The 22,859-nt window shown below is 68.1% G+C and carries 20 protein-coding genes and 6 tRNA genes; 14 read left to right on the plus strand and 12 right to left on the minus strand.

The window, feature by feature from the left end:
- Nucleotides 1–44 precede the first annotated feature (44 nt).
- The 10 genes from hemN to ccoN form a co-directional block, all read right to left on the minus strand.
- Nucleotides 45–1,454 (minus strand): oxygen-independent coproporphyrinogen III oxidase, encoded by a 1,410-nt coding sequence (hemN, locus tag KGQ91_RS06510; protein WP_224420586.1) that lies wholly within the window; start codon nt 1,452–1,454, stop codon nt 45–47.
- Nucleotides 1,455–1,523: 69 nt separating this feature from the next.
- Nucleotides 1,524–2,243: a sulfite exporter TauE/SafE family protein gene (locus KGQ91_RS06515; protein ID WP_224421392.1), complete on the minus strand. Its 720-nt coding sequence runs from the start codon at nt 2,241–2,243 to the stop codon at nt 1,524–1,526.
- Complete coding sequence (ccoS, locus tag KGQ91_RS06520; RefSeq protein WP_224420587.1) at nt 2,243–2,488, minus strand: cbb3-type cytochrome oxidase assembly protein CcoS; 246 nt, start codon at nt 2,486–2,488, stop codon at nt 2,243–2,245. Before ccoS ends, KGQ91_RS06515 begins: the two co-directional genes overlap by 1 nt.
- On the minus strand, nt 2,485–4,929 hold the full coding sequence (locus KGQ91_RS06525) for a heavy metal translocating P-type ATPase (protein ID WP_224420588.1): 2,445 nt from the start codon (nt 4,927–4,929) through the stop codon (nt 2,485–2,487). Before KGQ91_RS06525 ends, ccoS begins: the two co-directional genes overlap by 4 nt.
- On the minus strand, nt 4,926–5,435 hold the full coding sequence (locus KGQ91_RS06530; RefSeq protein WP_224420589.1) for a FixH family protein: 510 nt from the start codon (nt 5,433–5,435) through the stop codon (nt 4,926–4,928). The genes KGQ91_RS06525 and KGQ91_RS06530 overlap by 4 nt, the downstream gene beginning before the upstream one ends.
- Nucleotides 5,436–5,437: 2 nt before the next feature.
- Nucleotides 5,438–6,835 carry a cytochrome c oxidase accessory protein CcoG gene (ccoG, locus tag KGQ91_RS06535; protein WP_224420590.1) on the minus strand — a complete coding sequence of 466 codons (1,398 nt, stop codon included), beginning with the start codon at nt 6,833–6,835 and terminating at the stop codon, nt 5,438–5,440.
- 50 nt (nt 6,836–6,885) lie between these two features.
- Entirely contained in the window at nt 6,886–7,809 is a 924-nt protein-coding gene (gene ccoP, locus KGQ91_RS06540; RefSeq protein WP_224420591.1) for a cytochrome-c oxidase, cbb3-type subunit III, read from the minus strand.
- Nucleotides 7,806–7,991 carry a cbb3-type cytochrome oxidase subunit 3 gene (locus KGQ91_RS06545; RefSeq protein ID WP_224420592.1) on the minus strand — a complete coding sequence of 62 codons (186 nt, stop codon included), beginning with the start codon at nt 7,989–7,991 and terminating at the stop codon, nt 7,806–7,808. The genes ccoP and KGQ91_RS06545 overlap by 4 nt, the downstream gene beginning before the upstream one ends.
- Before the next feature lie 3 nt (nt 7,992–7,994).
- A complete protein-coding gene (gene ccoO, locus KGQ91_RS06550) occupies nt 7,995–8,603 on the minus strand; it encodes a cytochrome-c oxidase, cbb3-type subunit II (protein ID WP_224420593.1) in 609 nt (202 codons plus the stop codon).
- A gap of 22 nt (nt 8,604–8,625) precedes the next feature.
- Nucleotides 8,626–10,050, minus strand: a complete 1,425-nt coding sequence (ccoN, locus tag KGQ91_RS06555) for a cytochrome-c oxidase, cbb3-type subunit I (RefSeq protein WP_224420594.1) — start codon at nt 10,048–10,050, stop codon at nt 8,626–8,628.
- Between the two features lie 161 nt (nt 10,051–10,211).
- Here ccoN and KGQ91_RS06560 point away from each other — a divergent pair, with 161 nt between their 5' ends.
- From KGQ91_RS06560 to KGQ91_RS06610, 11 genes are all read left to right on the plus strand, one after another.
- Complete coding sequence (locus tag KGQ91_RS06560) at nt 10,212–10,910, plus strand: alpha/beta family hydrolase (RefSeq protein WP_224420595.1); 699 nt, start codon at nt 10,212–10,214, stop codon at nt 10,908–10,910.
- 195 nt (nt 10,911–11,105) lie between these two features.
- Nucleotides 11,106–11,181 (plus strand) — tRNA-Val (locus tag KGQ91_RS06565).
- 20 nt (nt 11,182–11,201) lie between these two features.
- Nucleotides 11,202–11,278, plus strand: a tRNA-Asp gene (locus tag KGQ91_RS06570).
- Nucleotides 11,279–11,361: 83 nt separating this feature from the next.
- Nucleotides 11,362–11,438 (plus strand) — tRNA-Asp (locus KGQ91_RS06575).
- Between the two features lie 30 nt (nt 11,439–11,468).
- Nucleotides 11,469–11,545, plus strand: a tRNA-Val gene (locus tag KGQ91_RS06580).
- Between the two features lie 4 nt (nt 11,546–11,549).
- Nucleotides 11,550–11,626 (plus strand) — tRNA-Asp (locus KGQ91_RS06585).
- A 341-nt stretch (nt 11,627–11,967) separates the two neighbouring features.
- Nucleotides 11,968–13,983: an FAD-dependent oxidoreductase gene (locus KGQ91_RS06590; RefSeq protein ID WP_224420596.1), complete on the plus strand. Its 2,016-nt coding sequence runs from the start codon at nt 11,968–11,970 to the stop codon at nt 13,981–13,983.
- A gap of 125 nt (nt 13,984–14,108) precedes the next feature.
- Nucleotides 14,109–15,155, plus strand: a complete 1,047-nt coding sequence (locus tag KGQ91_RS06595) for a threonine aldolase family protein (RefSeq protein ID WP_224420597.1) — start codon at nt 14,109–14,111, stop codon at nt 15,153–15,155.
- Nucleotides 15,156–15,375: 220 nt separating this feature from the next.
- Nucleotides 15,376–17,298, plus strand: a complete 1,923-nt coding sequence (locus tag KGQ91_RS06600) for a PrkA family serine protein kinase (protein ID WP_163648257.1) — start codon at nt 15,376–15,378, stop codon at nt 17,296–17,298.
- 118 nt (nt 17,299–17,416) lie between these two features.
- Nucleotides 17,417–18,697 (plus strand): YeaH/YhbH family protein, encoded by a 1,281-nt coding sequence (locus tag KGQ91_RS06605; RefSeq protein WP_224420598.1) that lies wholly within the window; start codon nt 17,417–17,419, stop codon nt 18,695–18,697.
- A 22-nt stretch (nt 18,698–18,719) separates the two neighbouring features.
- A complete protein-coding gene (locus KGQ91_RS06610) occupies nt 18,720–20,267 on the plus strand; it encodes a SpoVR family protein (RefSeq protein WP_224415794.1) in 1,548 nt (515 codons plus the stop codon).
- Nucleotides 20,268–20,307: 40 nt separating this feature from the next.
- Here KGQ91_RS06610 and KGQ91_RS06615 read toward each other — a convergent pair whose 3' ends face one another.
- The gene (locus KGQ91_RS06615) at nt 20,308–20,622 is read right to left on the minus strand and encodes a high-potential iron-sulfur protein (RefSeq protein WP_224415793.1); all 315 of its coding nucleotides are present in this window, start codon (nt 20,620–20,622) and stop codon (nt 20,308–20,310) included.
- Between the two features lie 258 nt (nt 20,623–20,880).
- Between KGQ91_RS06615 and KGQ91_RS06620 the strand changes: the two genes are divergently transcribed.
- From KGQ91_RS06620 to KGQ91_RS06630, 3 genes are all read left to right on the plus strand, one after another.
- The gene (locus KGQ91_RS06620; protein WP_163648261.1) at nt 20,881–21,348 is read left to right on the plus strand and encodes a methylated-DNA--[protein]-cysteine S-methyltransferase; all 468 of its coding nucleotides are present in this window, start codon (nt 20,881–20,883) and stop codon (nt 21,346–21,348) included.
- Between the two features lie 70 nt (nt 21,349–21,418).
- Nucleotides 21,419–21,694, plus strand: coding sequence for an Lrp/AsnC family transcriptional regulator (locus KGQ91_RS06625; RefSeq protein WP_224415791.1), 276 nt, complete (start codon nt 21,419–21,421; stop codon nt 21,692–21,694).
- Between the two features lie 45 nt (nt 21,695–21,739).
- On the plus strand, nt 21,740–22,597 hold the full coding sequence (locus tag KGQ91_RS06630) for a DNA/RNA non-specific endonuclease (protein WP_224420599.1): 858 nt from the start codon (nt 21,740–21,742) through the stop codon (nt 22,595–22,597).
- A gap of 175 nt (nt 22,598–22,772) precedes the next feature.
- Here the strand turns inward: KGQ91_RS06630 and KGQ91_RS06635 are convergent.
- Nucleotides 22,773–22,859 (minus strand) — tRNA-Leu (locus tag KGQ91_RS06635).

Consider the following 22,859-nt stretch of genomic DNA (forward strand, 5'->3'; position numbering starts at 1 on the left):
TATATGAGGAATAAGGCGATGACATATCCATGAAAGTTTGCTCTTCAGAGGATGCGGGAGTAGTGATTGCGGTTGGTCGCCAAGCGGGTATCGAAGGCCATCGCCAGGTGACGGAGCAGTAGCCGGCCCAGTTCCGTCACCTCCAGGAAGTTGCCGTGTCGCCTTATCAGCCCGTCGTGCTCGGCGGTTTCGAGCCTTGTCAGTGCGTCGGCCAGATAGGTCGGAGCGTCGACCTGGAAGTGCTCGCTGACCGCATCGAGATCGAGGCTGAGATCGCACATCAGGCGCAGGATGACAAATTGTCGCAGGCGGTCGTCGAAGGTCAGGCGCAGACCGCGCTGCGTGGCCAGGCGCCCGTCATCGAGTGCGGCCTCGTAGTCGGCGAGTCGCGTGGGATTCTGGGCGTAGCAGTCGTCGAGCTGGCTGATCGCCGAGACACCCAGCCCCACCAGATCGCAGTCGCCGTGGGTGGTATAGCCCTGGAAGTTGCGATGCAGCCGCCCCTCGCGCTGGGCGACGGCGAGGCTGTCGTCGGGACGGGCGAAATGGTCCAGGCCGATATGCACGTAGCCGGCCGCATCCAGCCGCTCCCGGGTGTCCATGAGCATGGCCAGTTTCTCCTCGGGGGGCGGCAGGGCACCGGCGTCGATGCGCCGCTGGGGCTTGAAGCGCTCCGGCAGGTGGGCGTAGTTGAAAATCGACAGTCGCGCCGGGGCCATGGCGATGACCTGATCCAGTGTCTCGGCGAAGGTGGCACGGGTCTGGTGCGGCAGGCCCAGGATCAGGTCGAGATTGAGCGAGCGGAAGCCCAGCCGGTGCGCCTCCTCGACCAGACTTTCGGTCAGCTGACGGGGCTGCACGCGGTTGATGGCGCGCTGCACCTCGGGATCCAGGTCCTGCACGCCGAGACTGATGCGATTGAAGCCCAGCGCCTGCAGATGGCGCAGGGTGAGGACATTGGCCTCGCGCGGGTCGATCTCGATGGCATAGTCACGGTCGGACGCGCTGGATAGGCCGAACCGGGCATGCAGGCGGTCGATCAGATCGCTCATCTGGTCCAGGGTCAGGAAGGTCGGCGTGCCGCCGCCCCAGTGCAGCTGGCGCACCTCGCGGCCGGTATCGAGGTGGCGCGAGGTCAGCACCATCTCGCGGTCCAGGCGGCTGAGGTAGCCTACGCTCAGCGACGTGTCCTTGGTGGCGATCTTGTTGCAGGCGCAGTAGAAGCAGATCTTGCGGCAGAACGGGATGTGGACGTAGAGCGACAGCGGCCGCCGCGCGGCATTGCTGCGTTTCAGGGCCGCAGTGTAATCCTCGGCGCCGAACGACGGCGAAAAGTCCAGCGCGGTCGGATAGGACGTGTAGCGCGGCCCCGTGTGCGCATAACGGCGAATCAGCTCGGCTTCCCGGGTGTCGGGTGCGGTGGCAACGGGGGGATCGACGGCGATGGCGGACATGACGGACTCTCGAACCGGAAACGACAACGCCATGCTACGCCGCCGCCCCCGGCGATCGCCTGACCTGTGTCAAGCGGGGGACGCATGGTGGCCCGCCGTGACGGCAGCGATCAGCCCCCACAGCTGCCATGCTGCGAAGCCCAGCATCAGCAGGGCAGCCAGGGTTCGTCCCAGCGGGTGGCGGACCAGCCGGGTCAGCCGATGGGCGGCGGCGCCGGTGACCAGCAGCGCCGGCAGGGTGCCCAGCCCGAAGGCCCCCATCAGCAGCGCGCCGTGCCAGCCGCCGCCGGCGGCCAGGCTCCAGGCCAGCATCGAGTAGACCAGCCCGCAGGGCAGCCAGCCCCAGATCGCGCCCAGCGCCACGGCCCGGGGCACGTGCACCACCGGCATCAGGCGTCGGCCGATGGGCTCCAGGTGCCGCCACAGATGGCGCCCGCCGGCTTCCAGGCGGGTCAGCCCGCGCCACCAGCCGGCCAGGTAGAGAGCCATCAGCACCAGCAGCACGATGGCCAGACCCTGCAGCACGAAGCGGGCCCGGGGAACGCCGTCACCGATCCAGCCGCCCAGCGTGGCGACCAGCGCCCCGGCGAGCATGTAGCTGGCGATGCGCCCCAGATTGTAGCCGAGCAGCAGTCCGCCCAGGCGCAGCGGGCTGCGCAGGCTGGGCGGCACGGCGAAGCTCAGTGCACTCATGATGCCGCCGCACATGCCGATGCAGTGGGCACCACCGAGCAGTCCCACCACGAAGGCGGCGGCGAGCGGCGGCAGGTCGGGGGTGGCCGGGGGCATCATGCTGGCGGGTCCTGGCGCGGCTCCCGGCGGGCTTCGTCATCCTCCGTGGCCGGATCGGACGTGCCGTCGCGGCGGCGCTGGCGGGTACCCGGCAGGTCGCCTTCGTCATCGTCGAACAGGATGCGATGCGCGGGGCCCTCCAGGTCATCGAACTGACCCGAGCGTACCGCCCAGAAGAACGCCCACACGGCCAGCCCCAGCAGCAGCAGCGACAGCGGAATCAGCAGATACAGGATGCTCATGATGCGGCCTCCTCGGGATCGGAGAGCGGAGTGGGGACGCCGCGGCCGAGGCGCAGGGCATTGCCCACCACCACCAGCGAACTGCCCGCCATGCCCAGCGCAGCTGCCCAGGGGGGCACCAGGCCGGTGGCGGCCAGCGGCAGCGCGCAGAGATTGTAGCCCAGCGCCCAGGCGAGGTTCTGGCGGATCAGGCGCCGGGTCCGGCGCGCCAGCGTCACGGCCTCGGCCAGCCGCCCCAGCCGCGGGGCGAGCAGCACGCCATCGGCGCGGGTGCGGGCGAGGTCGGTGGCCTCGTTCATCGCCAGCGAGACATCGGCGGCGGCGAGCACCGGGGCATCGTTGATGCCGTCGCCGACCATGATCACTCGCTCGCCGGTGGCCTGCAGGGCCTGCACATGGGCCAGCTTGGCCTCCGGGGTGGCCCGGGCCTGCCAGTCGGTCACGCTCAGCCGGCGGGCCAGGGCGGCCACGGCGGGGGTATCGTCGCCGGAGAGCAGTTCCACGGCAAGCCCGGCCTCCCGGAGCGCGGCGACGGCCTGCTCGGCGCCGTCGCGCAGGGTGTCATCGAGCCGGAACCAGGCCAGCGGGGTCGTCGCCTCGGCCAGCAGCAGCCATTGGCCGTCGCCGGGCGGCGGCGCGGGCGGGGCGCTCATGACGGCATCGGCACGCCCCAGCCGCAGGGCACGGCCCGCCACCTCGCCGCTCAGGCTGCCCATTGCCTGGCGAGTGACATTGCACGCCGTGATGCCGGGAACGCGATAGGGGGCGAAGGCGTGGGCGATGGGGTGTTCGGAGTGGGCCTCAAGCGCGGCAGCCAGCGCCCGGGCCCGGGCGGCGTCGAGCCCCGCGGCGAGAGGGTGCGTCTCGGCGAGCCGCGGGCGCCCCCGGGTCAGGGTGCCGGTCTTGTCGAAGATGACCCGGGTGGCGTCGGCCAGGTGCTCGATGGCATCGGCGCGGGTGAGCAGCACCCCCCGTCGACGCAGCCGGCCGTGGCAGGCGGACAGGGCGGCGGGCATGGCCAGCGCCAGGGCGCAGGGGCAGGTGACCACCAGCACCGAGATCGTCACCCACAGCGCCCGCGAGGGGTCGATCGCCAGCCAGGCCAGGGCCACGCCCAGCGCGATCAGCAGCACGCCGATGACGAAGCGGTGCGCCAGCCGGGCGGCGGTGTCCAGCAGGCGCGGGCGTTCGCTGAACGCGCGGTCGGTGAGGGCGAGGATCTCGGTGGCCCGCGAGGTGCGGGCGGCGTGGGTGACGCGCACGGTCAGGGCGGCGTCGAGGTTGAGGCTGCCGCCGGTGACGGCCTCGCCAGGGCCGCGGGGCACGGGCTGCGACTCGCCGGTCAGCAGGGCCTCGTCGAGGCTCGAGGCGCCGTCGAGAATCACGCCATCGACCGGCACGCCCTCGCCGGGGAGCACGCGAATGCGATCACCGGCCACGAGCCGTGTGGCGGGCACGACCTGCTCACGGCCGGCGGCATCGAGGCGCAGCGCGCTGCGCGGCAGCACCCCGGCCAGGGCATTGCCGCTGCGGCCGTGGCGATGACGGGCGCGCATCTCGAGATAGCGGCTGCCCAGCAGCAGCGCGGTGAACATGGTCACCGAGTCGAAGTAGACCGGCCCGCCGGTGGCGACGCCGTAAGCGCTGGCCAGATAGGCCCCCAGAATGGCCAGCGTGACCGGCACGTCCATGCCCAGGTGACGACTGCGCAGGTCGCGCCAGGCGCCGCGCAGGAAGGGCCGGGCGCAGTAGCCCACCACCAGGGTGGCCAGGGCCAGCGACAGGGCGTTGAAGAGGGCCTGGAAGTGGGCACTCATGCCGCCGTCGCCGGCGATGTAATGCGGGATCGAGAACATCATCACCTGCATCATGGCGATGGCGGCGACGATCAGGCGGCGCGCTGCCCGGCGCTCCTCGTGCTGCTGGTGCTGCTGGGCTGCGTCGGGCACGTAGGGCTGGGCCGGGTAGCCGATCGACGCGAGCTCGGCGAGGATCCGCGACAGCGCCAGGTGGCGGCGATCCCACTCCAGGTACAGACGATGGTGACTGAGGTTGACCGCGCTGCGCGTCACGCCGTCGAGGGCGTTGAGGCGGTGCTCGATCAGCCAGGCGCAGGCCGCGCAGGTGATGCCCTCCACCGCCAGGGTGACGGCCGCCCGTTCGGCGTCGAGCGGGTGCAGGAAATCGGCCTGCAGCTCGGGGTCGTCGAAGACCCGCCAGGTCTCCGGCCGGGCGCGGCGGCCGGTGTCGGGGCGCTCGGGCAGCCGGGTGCGAAAGCGGTAGTAGCCATCCAGGCCGCCGGCGACGATGGCCCGGGCGACGGCCTCGCAGCCGGGGCAGCACAGGGGCCGCGGGGTGTCGTCGACGTGGACCCGCCAGGGGGCCCCGGCCGGGACCGGCGCGCCGCAGTGAAAGCAGGGCGTGGCCGCCGCCCTGGTCATGGCGCCTCCGCGTGGGGGGCCAGCCACTGCGCCCGGGTCTGGGGCAGGCGGATCTCGCCGGTGAGCCGCCAGGCGGGCTCGGCCACGTCCGGGTGCAGCTGCACGTACCAGCGATAGCGCAGCGCGCTGGGCAGCTGCCCGCTGTAGTGCCCGCCGCGCAGCCGGTGCAGCGTGATGTGCCGGTCACGCCCGCCCTGGGTGGGGAACAGCAGGGCGAGGCGCAGGCGCTCGGGACGGGCGTCGCCCTCGAGGGTCACGGTGACGTCGCCGGTGACGTCGTCGATGCGCAGCCGAGCGCGCTGGCCCAGCTCACGTGCCGTCTTGTCCTGCTCCAGCACCCGGTTGATGGCCAGGCCCTTCTTGTAATAGTTGTCCACCACCATGCCGTCGAAGCTGGTGATCGACATCACCAGGGTGGTGGTGCCCATGATCACCGCCATGGCCAGGATGCCGAGCAGGAACCAGGGCCAGAATTCCTTGTACCAGGGGCGTACCGGGGGGTGCATGGTCATCTCCTTGCCGGTCCCAGGAAGCGGGCTTCCTTGGTCAGGCTGATGTGGGGGGCATCGACGGCGGTGATCGCGAGGCTGAACGCCTGGCTGGGGGCGCCCAGTACGGCGGCGGGGGCGACGATCGACAGCGCCAGGCTGCGGCTGGCGCCGGGGGCGAGCGTGAGGTGCCGGGTGTCGCTCAGGCGCAGGCCGTCGATGCCGCGCAGGGCGAGCCGGTAGCGATGGGCCTGGGTGTCCATGTTGCGTACCCGGAGCGTGTAGGCATTGCGGATGCCGCCCCCGGCGGTGACGTCGTAGAGCTGGTGGCGGTCGCGCTCGAGGTCGGCGTCGAGCGGCACCCGGGCGGTCAGCTGCCAGGCCAGCAGCGCCACCATGGCCAGCAGCGCCGCCAGGTAGCCGATCAGGCGCGGGCGAAGCCAGCGTGTGGGGCGTCCCTCGAGGGCGTGCTCGGTGGTGTAGCGGATCAGCCCACGGGGTCGGCCCGTGCGATCCATGACCTCGTCGCAGGCATCGATACAGGCCGCGCAACCCAGGCAGGCGTACTGCAGGCCGTCGCGGATGTCGATGCCGGTGGGGCAGACCTGCACGCAGCGCTGGCAGTCGATGCAGTCGCCCGGCGTCGCGTCCGCGGCCAAGGCGCGGCGTCGGCCGACCGTGCGCGGCTCGCCCCGGGCGGCGTCGTAGGAGACGATCAGCGTGTCCTTGTCGAACATCACCGACTGGAAGCGGGCGTAGGGGCACATGTAGAGGCAGACCTGCTCGCGCAGCCAGCCGGCGTTGAGGTAGGTGAACAGCGTGAAGAACCCGATCCAGAACAGCGCCCAGCCGCCGACGTCGGCGCCGGCGAGGTCCGCGATCAGGGTGTGGATCGGCGTGAAGTAGCCGACGAAGGTCACCCCGGTGGCCAGGGCGATGAGCAGCCAGATGGCGTGCTTGGCAAGCTTGCGCCCGCGGGCGGCGGCGTCCAGTGGGCCGGCGCTCTGGCGGATGCGGCGATGGCGGGAGCCTTCCAGGCGTTGCTCGACCCAGATGAACAGCCAGGTCCAGACGCTCTGCGGACAGGCATAGCCGCACCACACCCGTCCGGCGATCACCGTGATCAGGAACAGGCCGAAGGCACCGAGGATCAGCAGCCAGGCGAGCAGGGTGGCGTCCTGAGGGTAGAAGGTAGTGGCGAAGACGTGAAACTGGCGCGCGGGGATGTCGAACCACACCGCCTGGCGGTCGTCCCAGGTCAGCCAGGGCAGGCCCGCGTAGAGCGCCAGCAGCAGCCAGTCGAGAGTGCGCCGCAGCCGCTGGAAGCGGCCCTTGACGGCCCGCACGTGAATCGGCTCGCGCTTGGCGTAGAGCGAGACGCGGGTCGTGGTGTCGTGGAGCGGTATCCGGTCGGTCATGAAACCCCCTCGACTCTGGAGGCATCGGCCGGGCTGTCCCGGCCGTTCGCTCAGTGGGTCAGGCTGTAGATGTAGGCGGCCACCAGATGCACCTTGTCCTGGCCGAGGAACGGCGCCTGTGCCGGCATGCGTCCCTTGCGCCCCTGATGCAGGGTCGCCAGCACGGCCTCGCGCACCGGCTGGCCGGGGTGGCGGTAGAGCCAGGCGTCATCGGTGAGATCCGGCGCGCCCAGGGCGGGATTGCCGGTGGCGTCGACGCCGTGGCAGCCGATGCAGGTCGCCGAGAACAGCGCCTTGCCCCGGGCGGCGCGGGCGGCGTCATGCTCGGCGCCGGACAGGCTGGCGACATAGTTGGCCAGGTTGCGCAGGTTGTCGTCGCCGAGCTGGTTCCAGGCCGGCATCACGCCGCCGCGACCCTGGGCGATGCTCCGGGTGATCGCCTGGGGCGAGCCGCCGTAGAGCCAGGCATCGTCGGTGTGGTCCGGGTAACCGAAGCCGCCCTTGGCGTCGGAGCCGTGGCAGGCGGCGCAGTTGTTGAGATAGAGCCGTTCGGCGATGCGCATGGCCTCGTCATCCTCGGCCAGCTCGGGAATCGCGGTCTGCCGGTAGCGCTCGAAGATCGGCGCGTAGCGCGCCTCGGCGCGCTCCATTTCGGCCTGCCACTGGCGTTCCTGGGTCCAGCCGAGCAGGCCGCGGAAGTTGCCCAGCCCCGGGTAGAGGGCCAGATAGCCCAGCGCGAAGATCAGGGTGCCGATGAACAGGATGAACCACCAGCGCGGCAGCGGGTTGTCGTACTCGTCGATGCCGTCGGCGCTGTGGCCGGTGGTCTCGACGTTGCCCTGGGCGTCGGGGCGCTTGTCGGTCTTGCGGTTGCCGAACAGTACCCAGGCGCAGAAGACGATGGTGCCCAGGGTGATGACGATGATCCAGCCGCTCCAGAAGTCGGACAGGGCGTTGCCCCACAGGTCGTTCATGCGTCGTTGTCCTCCTGCTTGTCCCGTTCCCGGGGCGGTTCTTCGTCGTCATCGGCGAAGGGCAGCCGGCTGGCTTCGTCGAAGTCGTCCTTGCGGCGCCGGGAGAAGGCCCAGGCCACCACGCCCAGGAAGGCGATCATGATCAGCAGCGTCATCACGCCGCGGAAGGTTCCGATATCCATGGCTCAGCGCCTGTCCTCGATGACGGTGCCCAGTTGCTGGAGGTAGGCCACCAGGGCGGTGATCTCCTTCTTGCCCTGCACGGCCTCCCGTGCCCCGGCGATCTGCGCGTCGCTGTAGGGCACGCCGAGCTCGCGCAGCGCGCGCATCTTGTCGGCGGTGTGCGCGCCGTCCAGGGTGTCGTCGAACAGCCAGGGGTAGGCCGGCATGATCGACTCGGGTACCACGTCGCGGGGGTTGTAGAGGTGTGCGCGATGCCACGCGTCGCTGTAGCGGCCGCCGACCCGCGCCAGGTCCGGCCCGGTACGCTTGGAGCCCCACAGGAAGGGGTGATCGTAGACGAACTCGCCGGCCACGCTGTAGTGGCCGTAGCGCTCGGTCTCGGCGCGGAACGGGCGGATCATCTGCGAGTGGCAGTTGTTGCAGCCTTCGCGGATGTAGATGTCGCGGCCCTCCAGCGCCAGGGCGGGCAGCGGCTCGAGCCCCTCCACGGGCTGGGTCGTCTCCTTCTGGAAGAACAGCGGGACGATCTCGGCCAGGCCGCCGAGGCTGATCACCACCAGGATCAGCACGGCGAGCAGGCCGACGTTCTTTTCAACGATCTCGTGTTTCATGCGTCTCGGCGTCCCCGTTGGTTCAGGCGGTTCGGGCGGCGGGCTGGGCGTCGCGAGCGCCGCCGCGGACGGTCATGGCGACGTTGTAGGCCATCAGCAGCATGCCGCCGAGGAAGAAGCCGCCGCCGATCCAGCGCACCACGTAGCCGGCATGGCTGGCCTCGAGGGTGTCGATGAAGGTGTACATCAGCGTGCCGTCGTCGTTGACGGCGCGCCACATCAGCCCCTGCAGGACGCCGTTGACCCACATCGCGGTGATGTAGAGCACCGTGCCGATGGTCGCCATCCAGAAGTGCACGGCGATCAGCTTCACCGAGTACATTTCCTGCTGCCCGTAGAGGCGCGGGAACAGGTGGTAGAGCGAGCCGATGGTGATCATCGCCACCCAGCCCAGCGCGCCGGAGTGGACGTGGCCGATGGTCCAGTCGGTGTAGTGGGACAGGGCGTTGACGGTCTTCACCGCCATCATCGGGCCCTCGAAGGTCGACATGCCGTAGAACGACAGGGCGACGACCAGAAAGCGCAGGATGGGGTCGGTGCGCAGCTTATGCCAGGCGCCGGAGAGCGTCATCATGCCGTTGATCATGCCGCCCCACGAAGGGGCCAGCAGGATGATCGACATCACCATGCCCAGCGACTGAGCCCAGTCGGGCAGTGCGGTATAGTGCAGATGGTGGGCGCCGGCCCACATGTAGGTGGTGATCAGCGCCCAGAAGTGCACGATCGACAGTCGGTAGGAGTAGATCGGCCGCCCGGCCTGCTTGGGCACGAAGTAGTACATCATGCCCAGGAAGCCGGCGGTCAGCAGAAAGCCCACGGCGTTGTGGCCGTACCACCACTGGGCCATGGCATCGACCGCGCCGGCGTAGGCCGAGTAGGACTTGGACAGCGACACCGGGACCTCGGCCGAGTTGACGATGTGCAGCACGCCGATGGTGAGGATGAAGCCGGCGTAGAACCAGTTGGCGACGTAGATGTGCGAGGTGCGGCGCCGGCGAATGGTGCCCAGGAAGACGGCGGCGTAGGCGATCCACACCGCGGCCAGCAGCAGGTCGATGGGCCATTCGAACTCGGCGTACTCCTTGGAGGTGTTCCAGCCCAGGTTGAGCGTCACCAGGCCGGAGACGATCACTGCCTGCCAGCCCCAGAAGGTGAAGGCCGCCAGGCGGTCGGAGACCAGTCGTGCCTGGCAGGTACGCTGCACCACGTAGTAGGACGTGGCCATCAGCGCGGAGCCGGAGAAGGCGAAGATCACGGTGTTGGTGTGCATCGGGCGCAGGCGGCCGAAGCTCGTCCAGGGCAGCCCCAGGTTGAGCTCGGGCCAGATCAGCTGGGCGGCGATGAGCACCCCCAGGCTCATGCCCAGGATGCCCCACACCACGGTCATGATCGCGAACTGGCGAACGACCTTGTAGTTGTAGGTAGGGTGTTCCAGTGCTTGGCTCATGTCGGTTTCCATCTGGCGCGGTGGTGGCGTACCCGGACGCGGAGCATGCCCGGCGCGCCTTGCGCCTGCGCTGATCTCCGTCAAGCCCGGCGGGGTCGAGAATACGCTCACGGCAGTATAGTTGCTGTCTACATTTTATGTATACAACAAATGGATACAGTATGAAAGCGGAGCAGGATGAGGTGCCGACCCCCGCGCCGCGAGGGCTCGGGGAGCGGGTAGAGAGCGTCGCGGGGCTGGGGCCGCTGATCGTCCGCGGCGAGCCGCATCACGGCCGCCTGCTGCTGGCTCACGGCGCCGGCGCCGGTCACGATGCGCCCATGCTGGTCGCGCTGCGCGCGGCGCTGGCCGAACGGGGCGTGCAGGTGCTGGCCTTCGAGTTCGCCTACCTGCAGCGCATGCGCACGGAGCAGCGCCGCCGGCCGCCGCCGCGTGCCGAGCGGCTGGTCGAGGAGTTTCGCGCCTGGCGTGCGGCAGTGGCTCCGCTCGGCGAGGCACCGCTGTGGCTGGGGGGCAAGTCCCTGGGGGCGCGGGTGGCCAGCCTGCTGGCGGCGGAGGACGGCGCGCCGGGCCTGGTGTTGTGCAGCTATCCCTTTCATCCGCCCGGCAAGCCGGAGCGGACGCGGCTCGCCCACTGGCCGCGGTTGGCCTGCCCGACCCTGGTGCTGCAGGGCGAGCGCGACCCGTTCGGTCGGCGTGACGAGGTCGAGGGCTATATGCTGCCGGACTGCGCCGAGGTGCACTTTCTCGCCGACGGCGAACACGACTGGCGGCCGCGCAGGGCCTCGGGGCGCACCCGGCAGGCGCTGATCGACGAGGCGGCGGATCGGGTGGTACATGCCATGGCGCGGTCTCGGTGATTTGGGGCTGATCTGTCGGCAAGCCTGTGAGGAGGCGCTGTGAACCCTGCCGTGGGCGCTACCTGCGCCATCCCTGGCGCAGGACCTCCTCTGTGGCTTGCCCCCAGCGCCCCATGGCAGCGATGACCGTATCGGGAGGAGCCGAAAGGCGTTGACATTGTTCGGGTGGCCTGTAGAATGCAGCGCCACGTGACCGGGTGGTTAGCTCAGTCGGGAGAGCACCAGCCTTACAAGCTGGGGGTCACTGGTTCGAACCCAGTACCACCCACCAATCACGTAGAAAAAAGATGCGGACCGGTAGTTCAGTCGGTTAGAATGCCGGCCTGTCACGCCGGAGGTCGCGGGTTCGAGTCCCGTCCGGTCCGCCAGTCTTTTTCAGTCAGACAATCCTTGGATTGTCGCATCAGTCAGGTAAGCGTGCCCTGGGTCAGCAACCCTCGATACGCCATGTGGACCGGTAGTTCAGTCGGTTAGAATGCCGGCCTGTCACGCCGGAGGTCGCGGGTTCGAGTCCCGTCCGGTCCGCCACTTGTCTGCTGCAGCGCTTCATCGGGATCCGGGTGGTTAGCTCAGTTGGTTAGAGCACCAGCCTCACATGCTGGGGGTCACAGGTTCGAGTCCTGTACCACCCACCAATGCGGACCGGTAGTTCAGTCGGTTAGAATGCCGGCCTGTCACGCCGGAGGTCGCGGGTTCGAGTCCCGTCCGGTCCGCCATTCCCTTTCCGGGTCCCCCTCTTCGCCTTTCCCGTCTGCTGGCTTTTCGCCTGTCGCCACCCTCGTCCGGGCTTTGGCGTGTTTGCGTTTCCTGCATCCTGACCCTCGTTCGATCCTGTTTTCGTCGCCCGTCGCCCGTCGCCCGTCGCCCGTCGCCCGTCGCCCGTCGGCTGCGTCTGTGGCGTCGGTATCGGTTCGCGGGTGCGTGTCCGAGTGGAATCGGCATGGCGGCACGGCTGGTCGAGGCGGCCTTCGACGTTGCGTGATTCGAGTGACGGAGTACACTCGTTCAAACGATTGTTTGGAATCTGCCCGATCACCGATGTTTCGGAGGCTCCGCCGTGACCGCCCGCTACCCGTATCTCTTTCGGCCGCTCGCCGTCGGCCCGCTGACCCTGCCCAACCGGGTGCTGATGGGGTCCATGCACACCAACCTGGAGGAAGCGCCGGAGGGCTTCGCACGGCTGGCGACCTTCTATGCCGAGCGCGCGCGGGCCGGGGTGTCGCTGATCGTCACCGGCGGCATCGCGCCCAATGCCGAGGGCGCGGTCTTCCACGGCGCGGCCAGGCTCACCGATGCCGCGGAGATCGACCGGCACCGCGGGGTGACCGAGGCCGTGCATGCCGAGGGCGGGCACATCTGCCTGCAGATCCTGCATGCCGGGCGCTACGCCTACTCGCCGGAACCGGTCGCGCCCTCGCCGCTCCCGGCGCCGATCAATCCCTGTCCGCCGCGGGCGCTCAGTGCCGAGGAGGTCGAGCGGACCATCGACGACTACGTGGCCTGCGCGCGCCTGGCCCGCGAGGCCGGCTACGACGGCGTCGAGGTGATGGGCTCCGAGGGCTACCTGATCAACCAGTTCATCTGTCGACGCACCAACCATCGCGACGACGAATGGGGCGGCGAGTTCGCCAACCGCATTCGCTTTCCGGTGGCGATCGTCGAGCGCGTCCGCGAGGCGCTGGGGCTGGATTTCCTGGTCATCTTCCGGCTGTCGATGATCGACCTGGTCGAGGAGGGCAGCACCTGGCAGGAGGTGGTGGCGCTGGGCCGCGCCATCGAGGCGGCGGGCGCGGACCTGATCAACACCGGCATCGGCTGGCACGAGGCGCGGGTGCCGACCATCGTCACCAGCGTGCCGCGCGCCGTGTTCAGCGAGGTCACCCGGCGCATGAAGGCCGAGCTGACGATTCCCCTGATCACCACCAACCGCATCAACATGCCCGATGTCGCCGAGCGCCTGCTCGCCGAGGGCGTCGCCGACATGGTGTCGATGGCGCGTCCTTTCCTGGCCGACCCGGAGTGGCTGGCCAAGGCCGGGCAGGGCGATGACGGGGCGATCAATACCTGCATCGCCTGCAACCAGGCATGTCTCGACCATACCTTCCAGGGCCGGCTCACCTCGTGCCTGGTCAACCCGCGTGCCTGTCACGAGACGGAACTGAACCTGACGCCGGTGACGACGCCGCGCGCGATCGCCGTGGTCGGGGCCGGACCGGCGGGGCTGGCCTGCGCGGTGAGTGCCGCCCGGCGCGGCCATCGCGTCACGCTCTTCGAGCGCGAGGCCGAGATCGGCGGCCAGTTCAATTTCGCCCGGCGCATCCCCGGCAAGGAAGAGTTCGCCGAGACGCTGCGCTACTACCGGGTGATGCTCGAGCGGCTCGGTGTCGAGCTGCGCCTGAACACCCCGGCCGAGGTGGAGCCGCTGGCCGGTTTCGAGGCCGTGGTGCTGGCCAGCGGCGTGCGCCCGCGCGCGCTGGAGCTGCCGGGCATCGATCACCCGATGGTACTCGACTACCCCACCGCGATCCGCCATCCCGAGCGCGTCGGCCGGCGCGTGGCGATCATCGGTGCCGGGGGCATCGGTTTCGATGTCGCCGAGCTGCTGACCCATGCCGGGCATCCGGCGCTCGATCGTGAGGCCTGGTGCGCGGAGTGGGGCGTGGATCTCGCCGTCGCCGAGCCGGGCGGGCTGAAGCCGATGGCGACGCCGGCCGTGCCGCGCCAGGTTTATCTGTTGCAGCGCAGGACCTCGAAACCCGGCAAGGGGCTGGGGACCACCACCGGCTGGGTCCACCGCGCGGCGCTGCGTCACCGCGGCGTCGAGATGCTGCCGGGTTGCGAGTATCGGGGGGTCGAGGACGGCGGCCTGCGGCTGCGTGTCGCCGGCGAGGAACGCCGGCTCGAGGTCGACAGCGTGGTGGTCTGTGCCGGCCAGGAGTCGGTCGTCGAGCTGCTGGCGCCGCTGCGTGAGCACGGAACGGAAGTCCACGTGATCGGCGGTGCCGAGAAGGCCGCCGAGCTGGATGCCAAGCGCGCCATCGACCAGGGCACGCGGCTCGCCGCCAGCCTGTGATGACGGGCTTCCTGCCCTCGGGCGGGGTGTTAGACTGAAGCGGCGTGCGATCCACGCCGACCGCCGGACGCGATGGCACCCGGTCGCGCCCGCCAACAACAACAGTCTCGCGAGAGGACCCCGCCATGCCCACCGACTGCTCGCCGCGTTTCCTGGCCAGCGACAACACCTCCGGCATCTGCCCGCAAGCGCTGGAGTACCTGCTCGATGCCAACCGCTGCGATGATCTCGCCTACGGCAACGATGCCTGGACCCAGCGGGCGGCCGACCGCTTCCGCACCCTGTTCGATTACGACTGCGACGTCTTCTTCGTCTTCAACGGCACGGCGGCCAACTCGCTGGCCCTGGCCGCCATGGGCCGGAGCTATCACAGCGTGATCTGCCACGAGCTGGCGCACATCGAGACCGACGAGTGCGGCGGTCCGGAGTTCTTCTCCAACGGTGCCAAGCTGCTCACCGCCAGCGGCGAGCACGGCAAGCTGGCGCCCGAGGGCATCGAGCGCCTGGTCACCCGGCGCCGCGACATCCACTACCCCAAGCCGAAGGTGGTGTCGATCACCCAGGCCACCGAGGTGGGGACTGTCTACACCCGCGATGAGCTGCTCGGCATCCGCGCCATGGCCGACAAGCACGACCTGCGCCTGCACATGGACGGCGCGCGCTTCGCCAACGCCTGTGCCGCGCTCGAGGCCTCGCCGGCCGAGCTGACCTGGCAGGCCGGCGTCGACGTGTTGTGCTTTTCCGGCACCAAGAACGGCCTGCCGATGGGCGAGGCGGTGGTGTTCTTCAATCGCGAGCTGGCCGAGGACTTCGACTACCGCTGCAAGCAGGCCGGCCAGCTGGCCTCCAAGATGCGGTTCATTGCCGCACCCTGGCTGGGGCTGCTGGAGTCCGGGGCCTGGCTCGACAATGCCGTTCACGCCAACGCCATGGCCCGTTACCTGGCGGACGGTCTCGAGGGGCTGCCCGGCGCGCGCCTGATGTTCCCCGCCCAGGCCAACAGCGTGTTCGTGGAGTTGCCGCCGGCGGTCCTCAAGCACCTGCGGGACCTGGGCTGGACCTTCTATACCTTCATCGGGGCCGGCGGGGCGCGCTTCGTGTGCGCCTGGAACACCACCACCGAACTGCTCGACGGCCTGCTGAGCGATATCCGGATGGCGCTCGATCGCTGACAGATCGATGCCGTTCGCGAGTTTTTTCCGCGCCGTGATCGAACCAATCGCGGCGTTCGCGCTCATACCCTGAAAAGAGGAGCACCGCGCGGTTGCGTTGAAAGACCTCATGGCAAGCTCTCCATCGTCAGTCGTTTATCCGTCTACGCTGATCATTACGCCAGCCCGGAAAACCCAGACGGTTGTCGGCGACCGGGTGTCGCGATTCAAGGAGGCCTCAATGAGTATCTTCGACCATGTGCAGAGCCGCTACGAGCAGGTTCAGCAGGAAGAGATGAGTCTTCAGGAGTACCTGGAACTGTGCCGCACGGACCCCGGTGCCTATGCCAGCGCCGCGGAGCGCATGTTGAAAGCCATCGGCGAGCCCGAGGTCATCGACACGTCGAAGGACCCGCGCCTGTCCCGCATCTTCACCAACAAGGTCATCCGTCGCTATCCCGCATTCTTCGAGTTCTACGGCATGGAGGAGGCGATCGAGCAGATCGTCGCCTACTTCCGTCACGCCGCCCAGGGGCTCGAGGAGCGCAAGCAGATCCTCTACCTGCTGGGCCCGGTGGGCGGCGGCAAGTCGTCGCTGGCCGAGCGGCTCAAGCTGCTGATGGAGAAGGTGCCCTTCTACGCCATCAAGGGGTCCCCGGTCTTCGAATCGCCGCTGGGGCTGTTTTCCCCCGAGGAGGACGGCGAGCAGCTCGAGAAGGAGTACGGCATTCCGCGGCGCTACCTGAAGAGCGTGATGTCGCCCTGGGCGGCCAAGCGCCTCAAGGAGTACGGCGGCGATATCTCGCAGTTCCGCGTGGTGCGTCTGCATCCCTCGCGGCTCAACCAGATCGCGGTCTCCAAGACCGAGCCCGGCGACGAGAACAACCAGGACATCTCCTCGCTGGTCGGCAAGGTCGACATCCGCCAGCTCGAGCTCTACTCCCAGGATGACCCGGACGCCTACAGCTTCTCCGGCGGGCTGTGCAAGGCCAACCAGGGACTGATGGAATTCGTCGAGATGTTCAAGGCACCGATCAAGGTGCTCCATCCGTTGCTGACCGCGACCCAGGAGGGCAACTACAACCCCACCGAGGGCATGGGGGCGATTCCCTTCGACGGCGTCATCCTCGCCCACTCCAACGAGAGCGAGTGGCAGCAGTTCCGCAACAATCGCAACAACGAGGCCTTCCTGGACCGCGTCTACATCGTCAAGGTGCCCTACTGCCTGCGGGTCTCCGAGGAGATCAAGATCTACCAGAAGCTGCTCGAGCATTCCTCGCTGGCCGAGGCGCCCTGCGCGCCGGACACCCTGCGCCTGCTCGCCCAGTTCTCGGTGCTCTCGCGGCTCAAGGAGCCGGAGAACTCCAGCATCTACTCCAAGATGCGGGTCTACGACGGCGAGAACCTCAAGGACACCGATCCCAAGGCCAAGTCGATCCAGGAGTACCGCGATGCCGCCGGGGTTGACGAGGGCATGGACGGGCTGTCCACGCGTTTCGCCTTCAAGATCCTCTCCAAGGTGTTCAACTTCGACACCCACGAGGTCGCCGCCAACCCGGTGCACCTGCTCTACGTGCTCGAGCAGCGCCTGGAGCACGAGCAGCTGCCCAAGGAGACCCACGAACGCTACCTGCGCTTCATCAAGGAGTACCTGGCGCCGCGCTACGTCGACTTCATCGGCAAGGAGATCCAGACCGCCTACCTCGAGTCCTACAGCGAGTACGGCCAGAACATCTTCGACCGCTACGTGACCTATGCCGACTTCTGGATCCAGGACCAGGAGTACCGTGACCCCGAGACCGGCCACATGTTCGACCGTCAGGCCCTCAACGAGGAGATGGAGAAGATCGAGAAGCCGGCGGGAATCTCCAATCCCAAGGACTTCCGCCACGAGGTGGTCAACTTCGTGCTGCGGGCGCGGGCCCAGAACAACGGCATGAACCCCAGCTGGCAGTCCTACGAGAAGCTCAAGGGCGTGATCGAGCAGAAGATGTTCGCCAACACCGAGGAGCTGCTGCCGGTCATCTCGTTCAACGCCAAGGCCTCGGAGGCCGACAAGCGCAAGCACGAGGACTTCGTCGCCCGGATGGTCGAGCGGGGCTATACCGAGAAGCAGGTGCGCCTGCTCTCCGAATGGTACCTGCGCGTGCGCAAGTCGCACTGAGCCTTCCCGCCCGGGGCGCGGACGGCGGTATCACCCGCGCCCCGGCGGTCCGGTCGGCCGGACACGGCAGGCGATGTCCGGCGGCCAGTGCCCCCGAGACTCCCGGAGGGAGGCAGGCATGAGCTATTTCATCGATCGGCGGCTCAACGACCGCCACAAGAGCGAGGTCAATCGACAGCGCTTCCTGGATCGCTATCGCACCCACATCAAGCGCTCGGTGGAGGAGGCCGTCAACAAGCGCTCGATCACCGACATGGAGCGCGGCGAGAAGGTCTCCATCCCGGCTCGTGACATCTCCGAGCCGGTCTTCCAGCATGGCCCCGGCGGCAAGCGTACCCTGGTCAGCCCCGGCAACAAGGAATTCGTCGAGGGCGACCGGCTGCGCCGCCCCGGCGGGGGCGGCGGTGGCGGGGCCGGCGAGGGCAGCGCCTCGAACCAGGGCGAGGGCATGGACGAGTTCGCCTTCTCGCTGACCCGCGAGGAATTCCTCGATTTCGTCTTCGACGGCCTCGAGCTGCCGCACCTGGAGCGCAAGGCGCTGCTCGACCTCGAGGAGGTGCGCCCGGTGCGGGCCGGAATTGCCCGCGAGGGGGTGCCGGCGCGCATCAACATCGTGCGCTCGATGCGCGAGGCCCAGGCGCGGCGCATCGCCATGCGGGCGCCGATCAAGCGAGCCCTGCGCGAGGCGACCGAGGCGCTCGAGGCGGAGGAGCGCAAGGACCCGGTGCTGCGCAACCCGGCGCGCATCGCCGAGCTCAAGGCCGAGATCGAGCGGCTCGAGAAGCGCCTCGACGCGGTGCCGTTCATCGACACCTATGACCTGCGCTACAACAACCTGATCAACCAGCCGCAGCCGTCGAACAAGGCGGTGATGTTCTGCGTGATGGATGTCTCCGGGTCGATGACCCAGTCGCACAAGGACATCGCCAAGCGCTTCTTCCTGCTGCTCTACCTCTTTCTCGAGCGCAACTACGAGAAGGTCGAGCTGGTCTTCGTGCGTCACCACACGGCGGCCAAGGAGGTCGACGAGGACGAGTTCTTCTACTCCCGCGAAACCGGCGGCACCATCGTTTCCAGCGCGCTCAGCCTGGTCGACGAGATCATCCGCGACCGTTATCCGGCCCATCAGTGGAACCTGTACGTCGCCCAGGCCTCGGACGGCGACAACTGGGACGACGATTCCACCACCTGCCGGCAGTTGCTGATCAAGTCCCTGATGCCGCGCCTGCAGTACTTCACCTACGTGGAAATCACCCCGCACGCCCACCAGGCGCTGTGGGAGGAGTACGAGAGCGTGCAGGCCGAGTTTCCGCAGCGTTTCGCCATGCGACAGATTGTCGAGGCCGGGGACATCTATCCGGTGTTCCGGGAACTCTTCCGGCGTCGCGCCGAGCGCTGAGCTCGGCCCAGGAGGTAGCATCATGACCCGACGCAAGCCCATTGCCACCGGTTCGGACTGGAACTTCGAGACGCTCACGGCCTACGAGCGGGAGATCGCCCGCCTGGCCGACGAGTATCGCCTGGACACCTACCCCAATCAGATCGAGATCATCACCTCCGAGCAGATGATGGATGCCTACGCCAGCGTGGGCATGCCGATCGGCTACCACCACTGGTCGTTCGGCAAGCAGTTCCTGGCCGTGGAGCAGGCCTATCGGCGCGGTCAGATGGGGCTGGCCTACGAGCTGGTGATCAATTCCGACCCCTGCATCGCCTATCTCATGGAAGAGAACACCCTGATGATGCAGGTGCTGGTCATGGCGCATGCCTGCTATGGCCACAATTCCTTCTTCAAGGGCAACTACCTGTTCCGCACCTGGACCGATGCCTCGGCGATCGTCGACTATCTGGTGTTCGCCCGTCGCTACGTCTCCGAATGCGAGGAGCGTCACGGCGTCGCCGCCGTGGAGCAGCTGCTCGATGCCTGTCACGCGCTGCAGAACTACGGCGTCGACCGTTACAAGCGCCCGTCGCCGATCTCCGCCGAGGAGGAGGCGCGGCGTCAGGCCGAGCGTGCCGAGTACCTGCAGTCGCAGGTCAACCTGCTGTGGAGCACGATTCCCGAGCACCGACTCTCGAACGGTCCCGAGCACGACGAGGAGGATCCGCTCGGTCTGCATCAGTACGGACGCTACCCGGCCGAGCCTCAGGAGAACCTGCTCTACTTCATCGAGAAGAACGCGCCGCTGCTCGAGCCCTGGCAGCGCGAGATCGTGCGCATCGTCCGCAAGCTGGCCCAGTACTTCTATCCGCAGCGCCAGACCCAGGTGATGAACGAGGGCTGGGCGACCTTCTGGCACTACACGATCATGAACCGGCTGTACGACGAGGGGCTGATCGACGAGGGCGTGATCCTCGAGTTCCTGCAGTCACATACCGCGGTGGTCAGCCAGCAGGGCTTCGACAGCCCCTACTTCAACGGCATCAACCCCTATGCGCTGGGGTTCGCGATGTACAGCGACATCAAGCGCATCTGCCAGGAACCCACCGCCGAGGACCGCGAATGGTTCCCCGACATCGCCGGCAGCGACTGGCTGGAGACGCTGCATTTCGCCATGCGCAACTTCAAGGACGAGTCATTTATCCAGCAGTTCCTGTCGCCCAGGGTGATCCGCGATCTCAAGCTGTTCACGCTGGTCGACGACGACCAGGACGAGATGCTGACCATCGAGGCGATTCACAACGAGCGTGGCTACCGGCGCATCCGCGAGGCCCTGTCGGTTCAGTACGCGCTGTCGGTACGCGAACCCAACATTCAGGTCTGGGAGGCCGACATTCGCGGCGATCGCTCGTTGACGCTGCACCATGTCCAGGACCGGCGCCGGCCGCTGGCCAAGAGCGTCTATCCGGTGCTGCGTCACCTGCACCAGCTCTGGGGATTCCCGGTCAAGCTGCTGTCGATGGAGGGGGAGGAGGTGGTGCGTCGCTACCAGTGGCCGCTGCCGGCCGACGTGGAAGCGCGCGGTTGAATCTCGGGACCGGGGCGCCGCCACGGCGCCCCGGCACGGCTCAGCCCTTCTTGGTCCAGGACTGGCACCAGCCGCCGGGGGCGACGCTGTTCTGCGGGAACAGCTGACAGCCGTTGTTGGCGTCCTTGAAGAACATGCAGTTGGCACACTTCTCGCCCTTCGAGAAGGCGGGGTTGTCGCTGGCCTGACTGGCCTCGGTGACGTAGTTGAGCGCCTTGGCCTGCGGATTGCTCGGATCCAGGGGCGGCAGTTCCTGGGCGAGTGCCCGCTGTGACAGAATACCGGCGCCCAGTGGCAGGGCGGCCAGGCCGAGCAGGCTGTGGCGGATGAAGTCGCGGCGATTTTGGTCGGCCATGGTGGCTCCTCGTTGGTCAGCGTTATGGTTACCGAATGTCTTGCCGCCCGGTGCGAGCGGAAGGCGGTCACGTGCCTGGCGCGGGGCGCCTGTCGTTTTTTACGCAGCCGGGATGCCGAACTGCGGGGGAGGTTCAGGCCTCCTTCTTCATACCCTAGTCAAAGTGTATACATTTTTCCTGGCAAAAGTGTATACACTTTTGGCGAGTCATGCGCCATTGCCCGAGAGCGGGCGGTTGCCGGAGGAACAGGAGGCCTCATGCGTTTCACGACATTTTCCAGCCCGCTCGGCGATCTGCTGCTGGCCGGCGACGAGGCCGGCATTCGCCACCTGCGCTTCGATACCGAGCGTATCGAGCCGGGGTGGGAGCACGACGATACGGCTCTGGCCAGGGCGCGCGATGAAATACTGGCCTATCTGGCCGGGCGGCGGCGTCAGTTCAGTGTCGATATTGCGCCCCATGGCAGTCAGGCGCAACGTGAGGTCTGGGCGGCGGTGCGGCGCATTCCCTACGGCACGACGCGAACCTATGGCGAGCTGGCGCGACGGCTGGGCGACGACGTGGCGGTCATCACGGTGACCCGGGCGGTGGCGGCCAATCCCCTGCCGTTGCTGGTGCCTTGCCATCGCCTGGTGACCACCGGCGGCCCGGGTAGCTGGCCGGGTGGTGCATCGCTCAAGCGTCGGTTGCTGGCGCTGGAGGCCGGCGACGCTGCCGCGGGGTGATCTGCGCTGATATACTGCCGCCAACGTGAGCCGTCGGCTCACCGGTCGCATTCAGGCAGGGAGGAGAGCCATGCAGAACGCCGTGATTCTGATCAACGCCGAAAAGGGCCGCATCAAGGCCGTCGCCGAGCGTCTGGCCGAGGTTCCGGGGATCAGTGAAGTCTATTCCACCTGTGGCCGCTACGATCTGGTGGCCATCGCCCGGACCCGGGACTTCGAGACGCTGGCCGAGCTGGTCACCGGGCGCCTGACCCAGGTCGAGGGCGTTCGCGAGACCGAGACCCTCAACGCGCTGCAGGTACATTCCCGCCACGATCTGGAGACGATGTTCAGCGTGGGGCTCTGAGGCGATGCACCGTAACAGGATGATGCCGTCGTCCGAGGCCGCCGCGTGATCGACGACGTTCTCGACTGGGCCGGGCGGGGTGCCCGGCGCCTCGCCGTCTCGCTGGTCTTCGTGGTCGTGGCCAGCGGCCTGTGGTACTGGCAGGAGCGCGATGTTCGCGAGCGCCTGGTGTGGATGGGGCTGCCCGAGCGGCAGGCCACCGACTGGCTGGCGCTGCATCGGGTGCTGCGCAATCAGGGGGTGCTGCTGGGCTGGTCGGACCTGCGGGCGAGCCCGCTGTGGGTCGGCTACCAGCTGCATCCCGTGGCCGAGGGTACGCACATCGCCGAGCGCCCGGACTTTCAGCGTGACTGGCGCACGCTGTGGCCGGTGTCGCCCGACGACTACCTGCGCAGCGGCTACGACCGCGGGCACCTGGCGCCCAACTACGCGATCGCCGCCAACTACGGCCGCCGCGCGCAGCGCGACACCTTCCTGATGTCGAACATCACTCCCCAGCGGCCCAATCTCAATCGACGCCTGTGGCAACGGCTCGAGGAGGTGGTCATCGACGACTTCGCGCCGCGCTTCGGCACCCTGCAGGTGATCACCGGGCCGGTGTTTGCGCCGGGCTGGGGGGCGTTGCTCGACCGGGTGGGCTATGTGCAGGTGCCGACGATGTTCTACAAGATCATCGTCGTGCCGGGGGCGCAGCCCCGGGCGCTGGCCTTCCTGATGCCGCAGCGGGTCCAGGGCAGCGAACCGCTGGATCGCTACCTGGTGACCATCGATCGCATCGAGGCGCTGACGGGGCTGGATTTCTTCCCGCGGTTGCCGGGGCCGGTGGAGCATGCGCTGGAGTCGCGCGTCAGCACGCAGGGTTGGGCGCTGGAGCGCGTCGCCGATCAGCCGCCGCGCTACTGAGCTGCGCGGCGCCACGACCCGAGGGGGCGAGATCGACAGGATGAAGGCCGGGAAGGGCTGGAATGGTCCTCGCTGGCGAGTCGAGTCCGGACAGCCTGCCGGCATCGCACGGGCAAGGCCGTAACGAGCGATCGAAAAAGTCAGGGAATGGTGCGGGGAGAGAACATGATGCGGATGGTGCCCAGGAGAGGACTTGAACCTCCACGTCCGTAAGGACACTAGCACCTGAAGCTAGCGCGTCTACCAATTCCGCCACCTGGGC

It is taken from the genome of Modicisalibacter tunisiensis, assembly GCF_020148005.1.
In the GTDB taxonomy this organism is placed as follows: Bacteria; Pseudomonadota; Gammaproteobacteria; order Pseudomonadales; family Halomonadaceae; genus Modicisalibacter; species Modicisalibacter tunisiensis.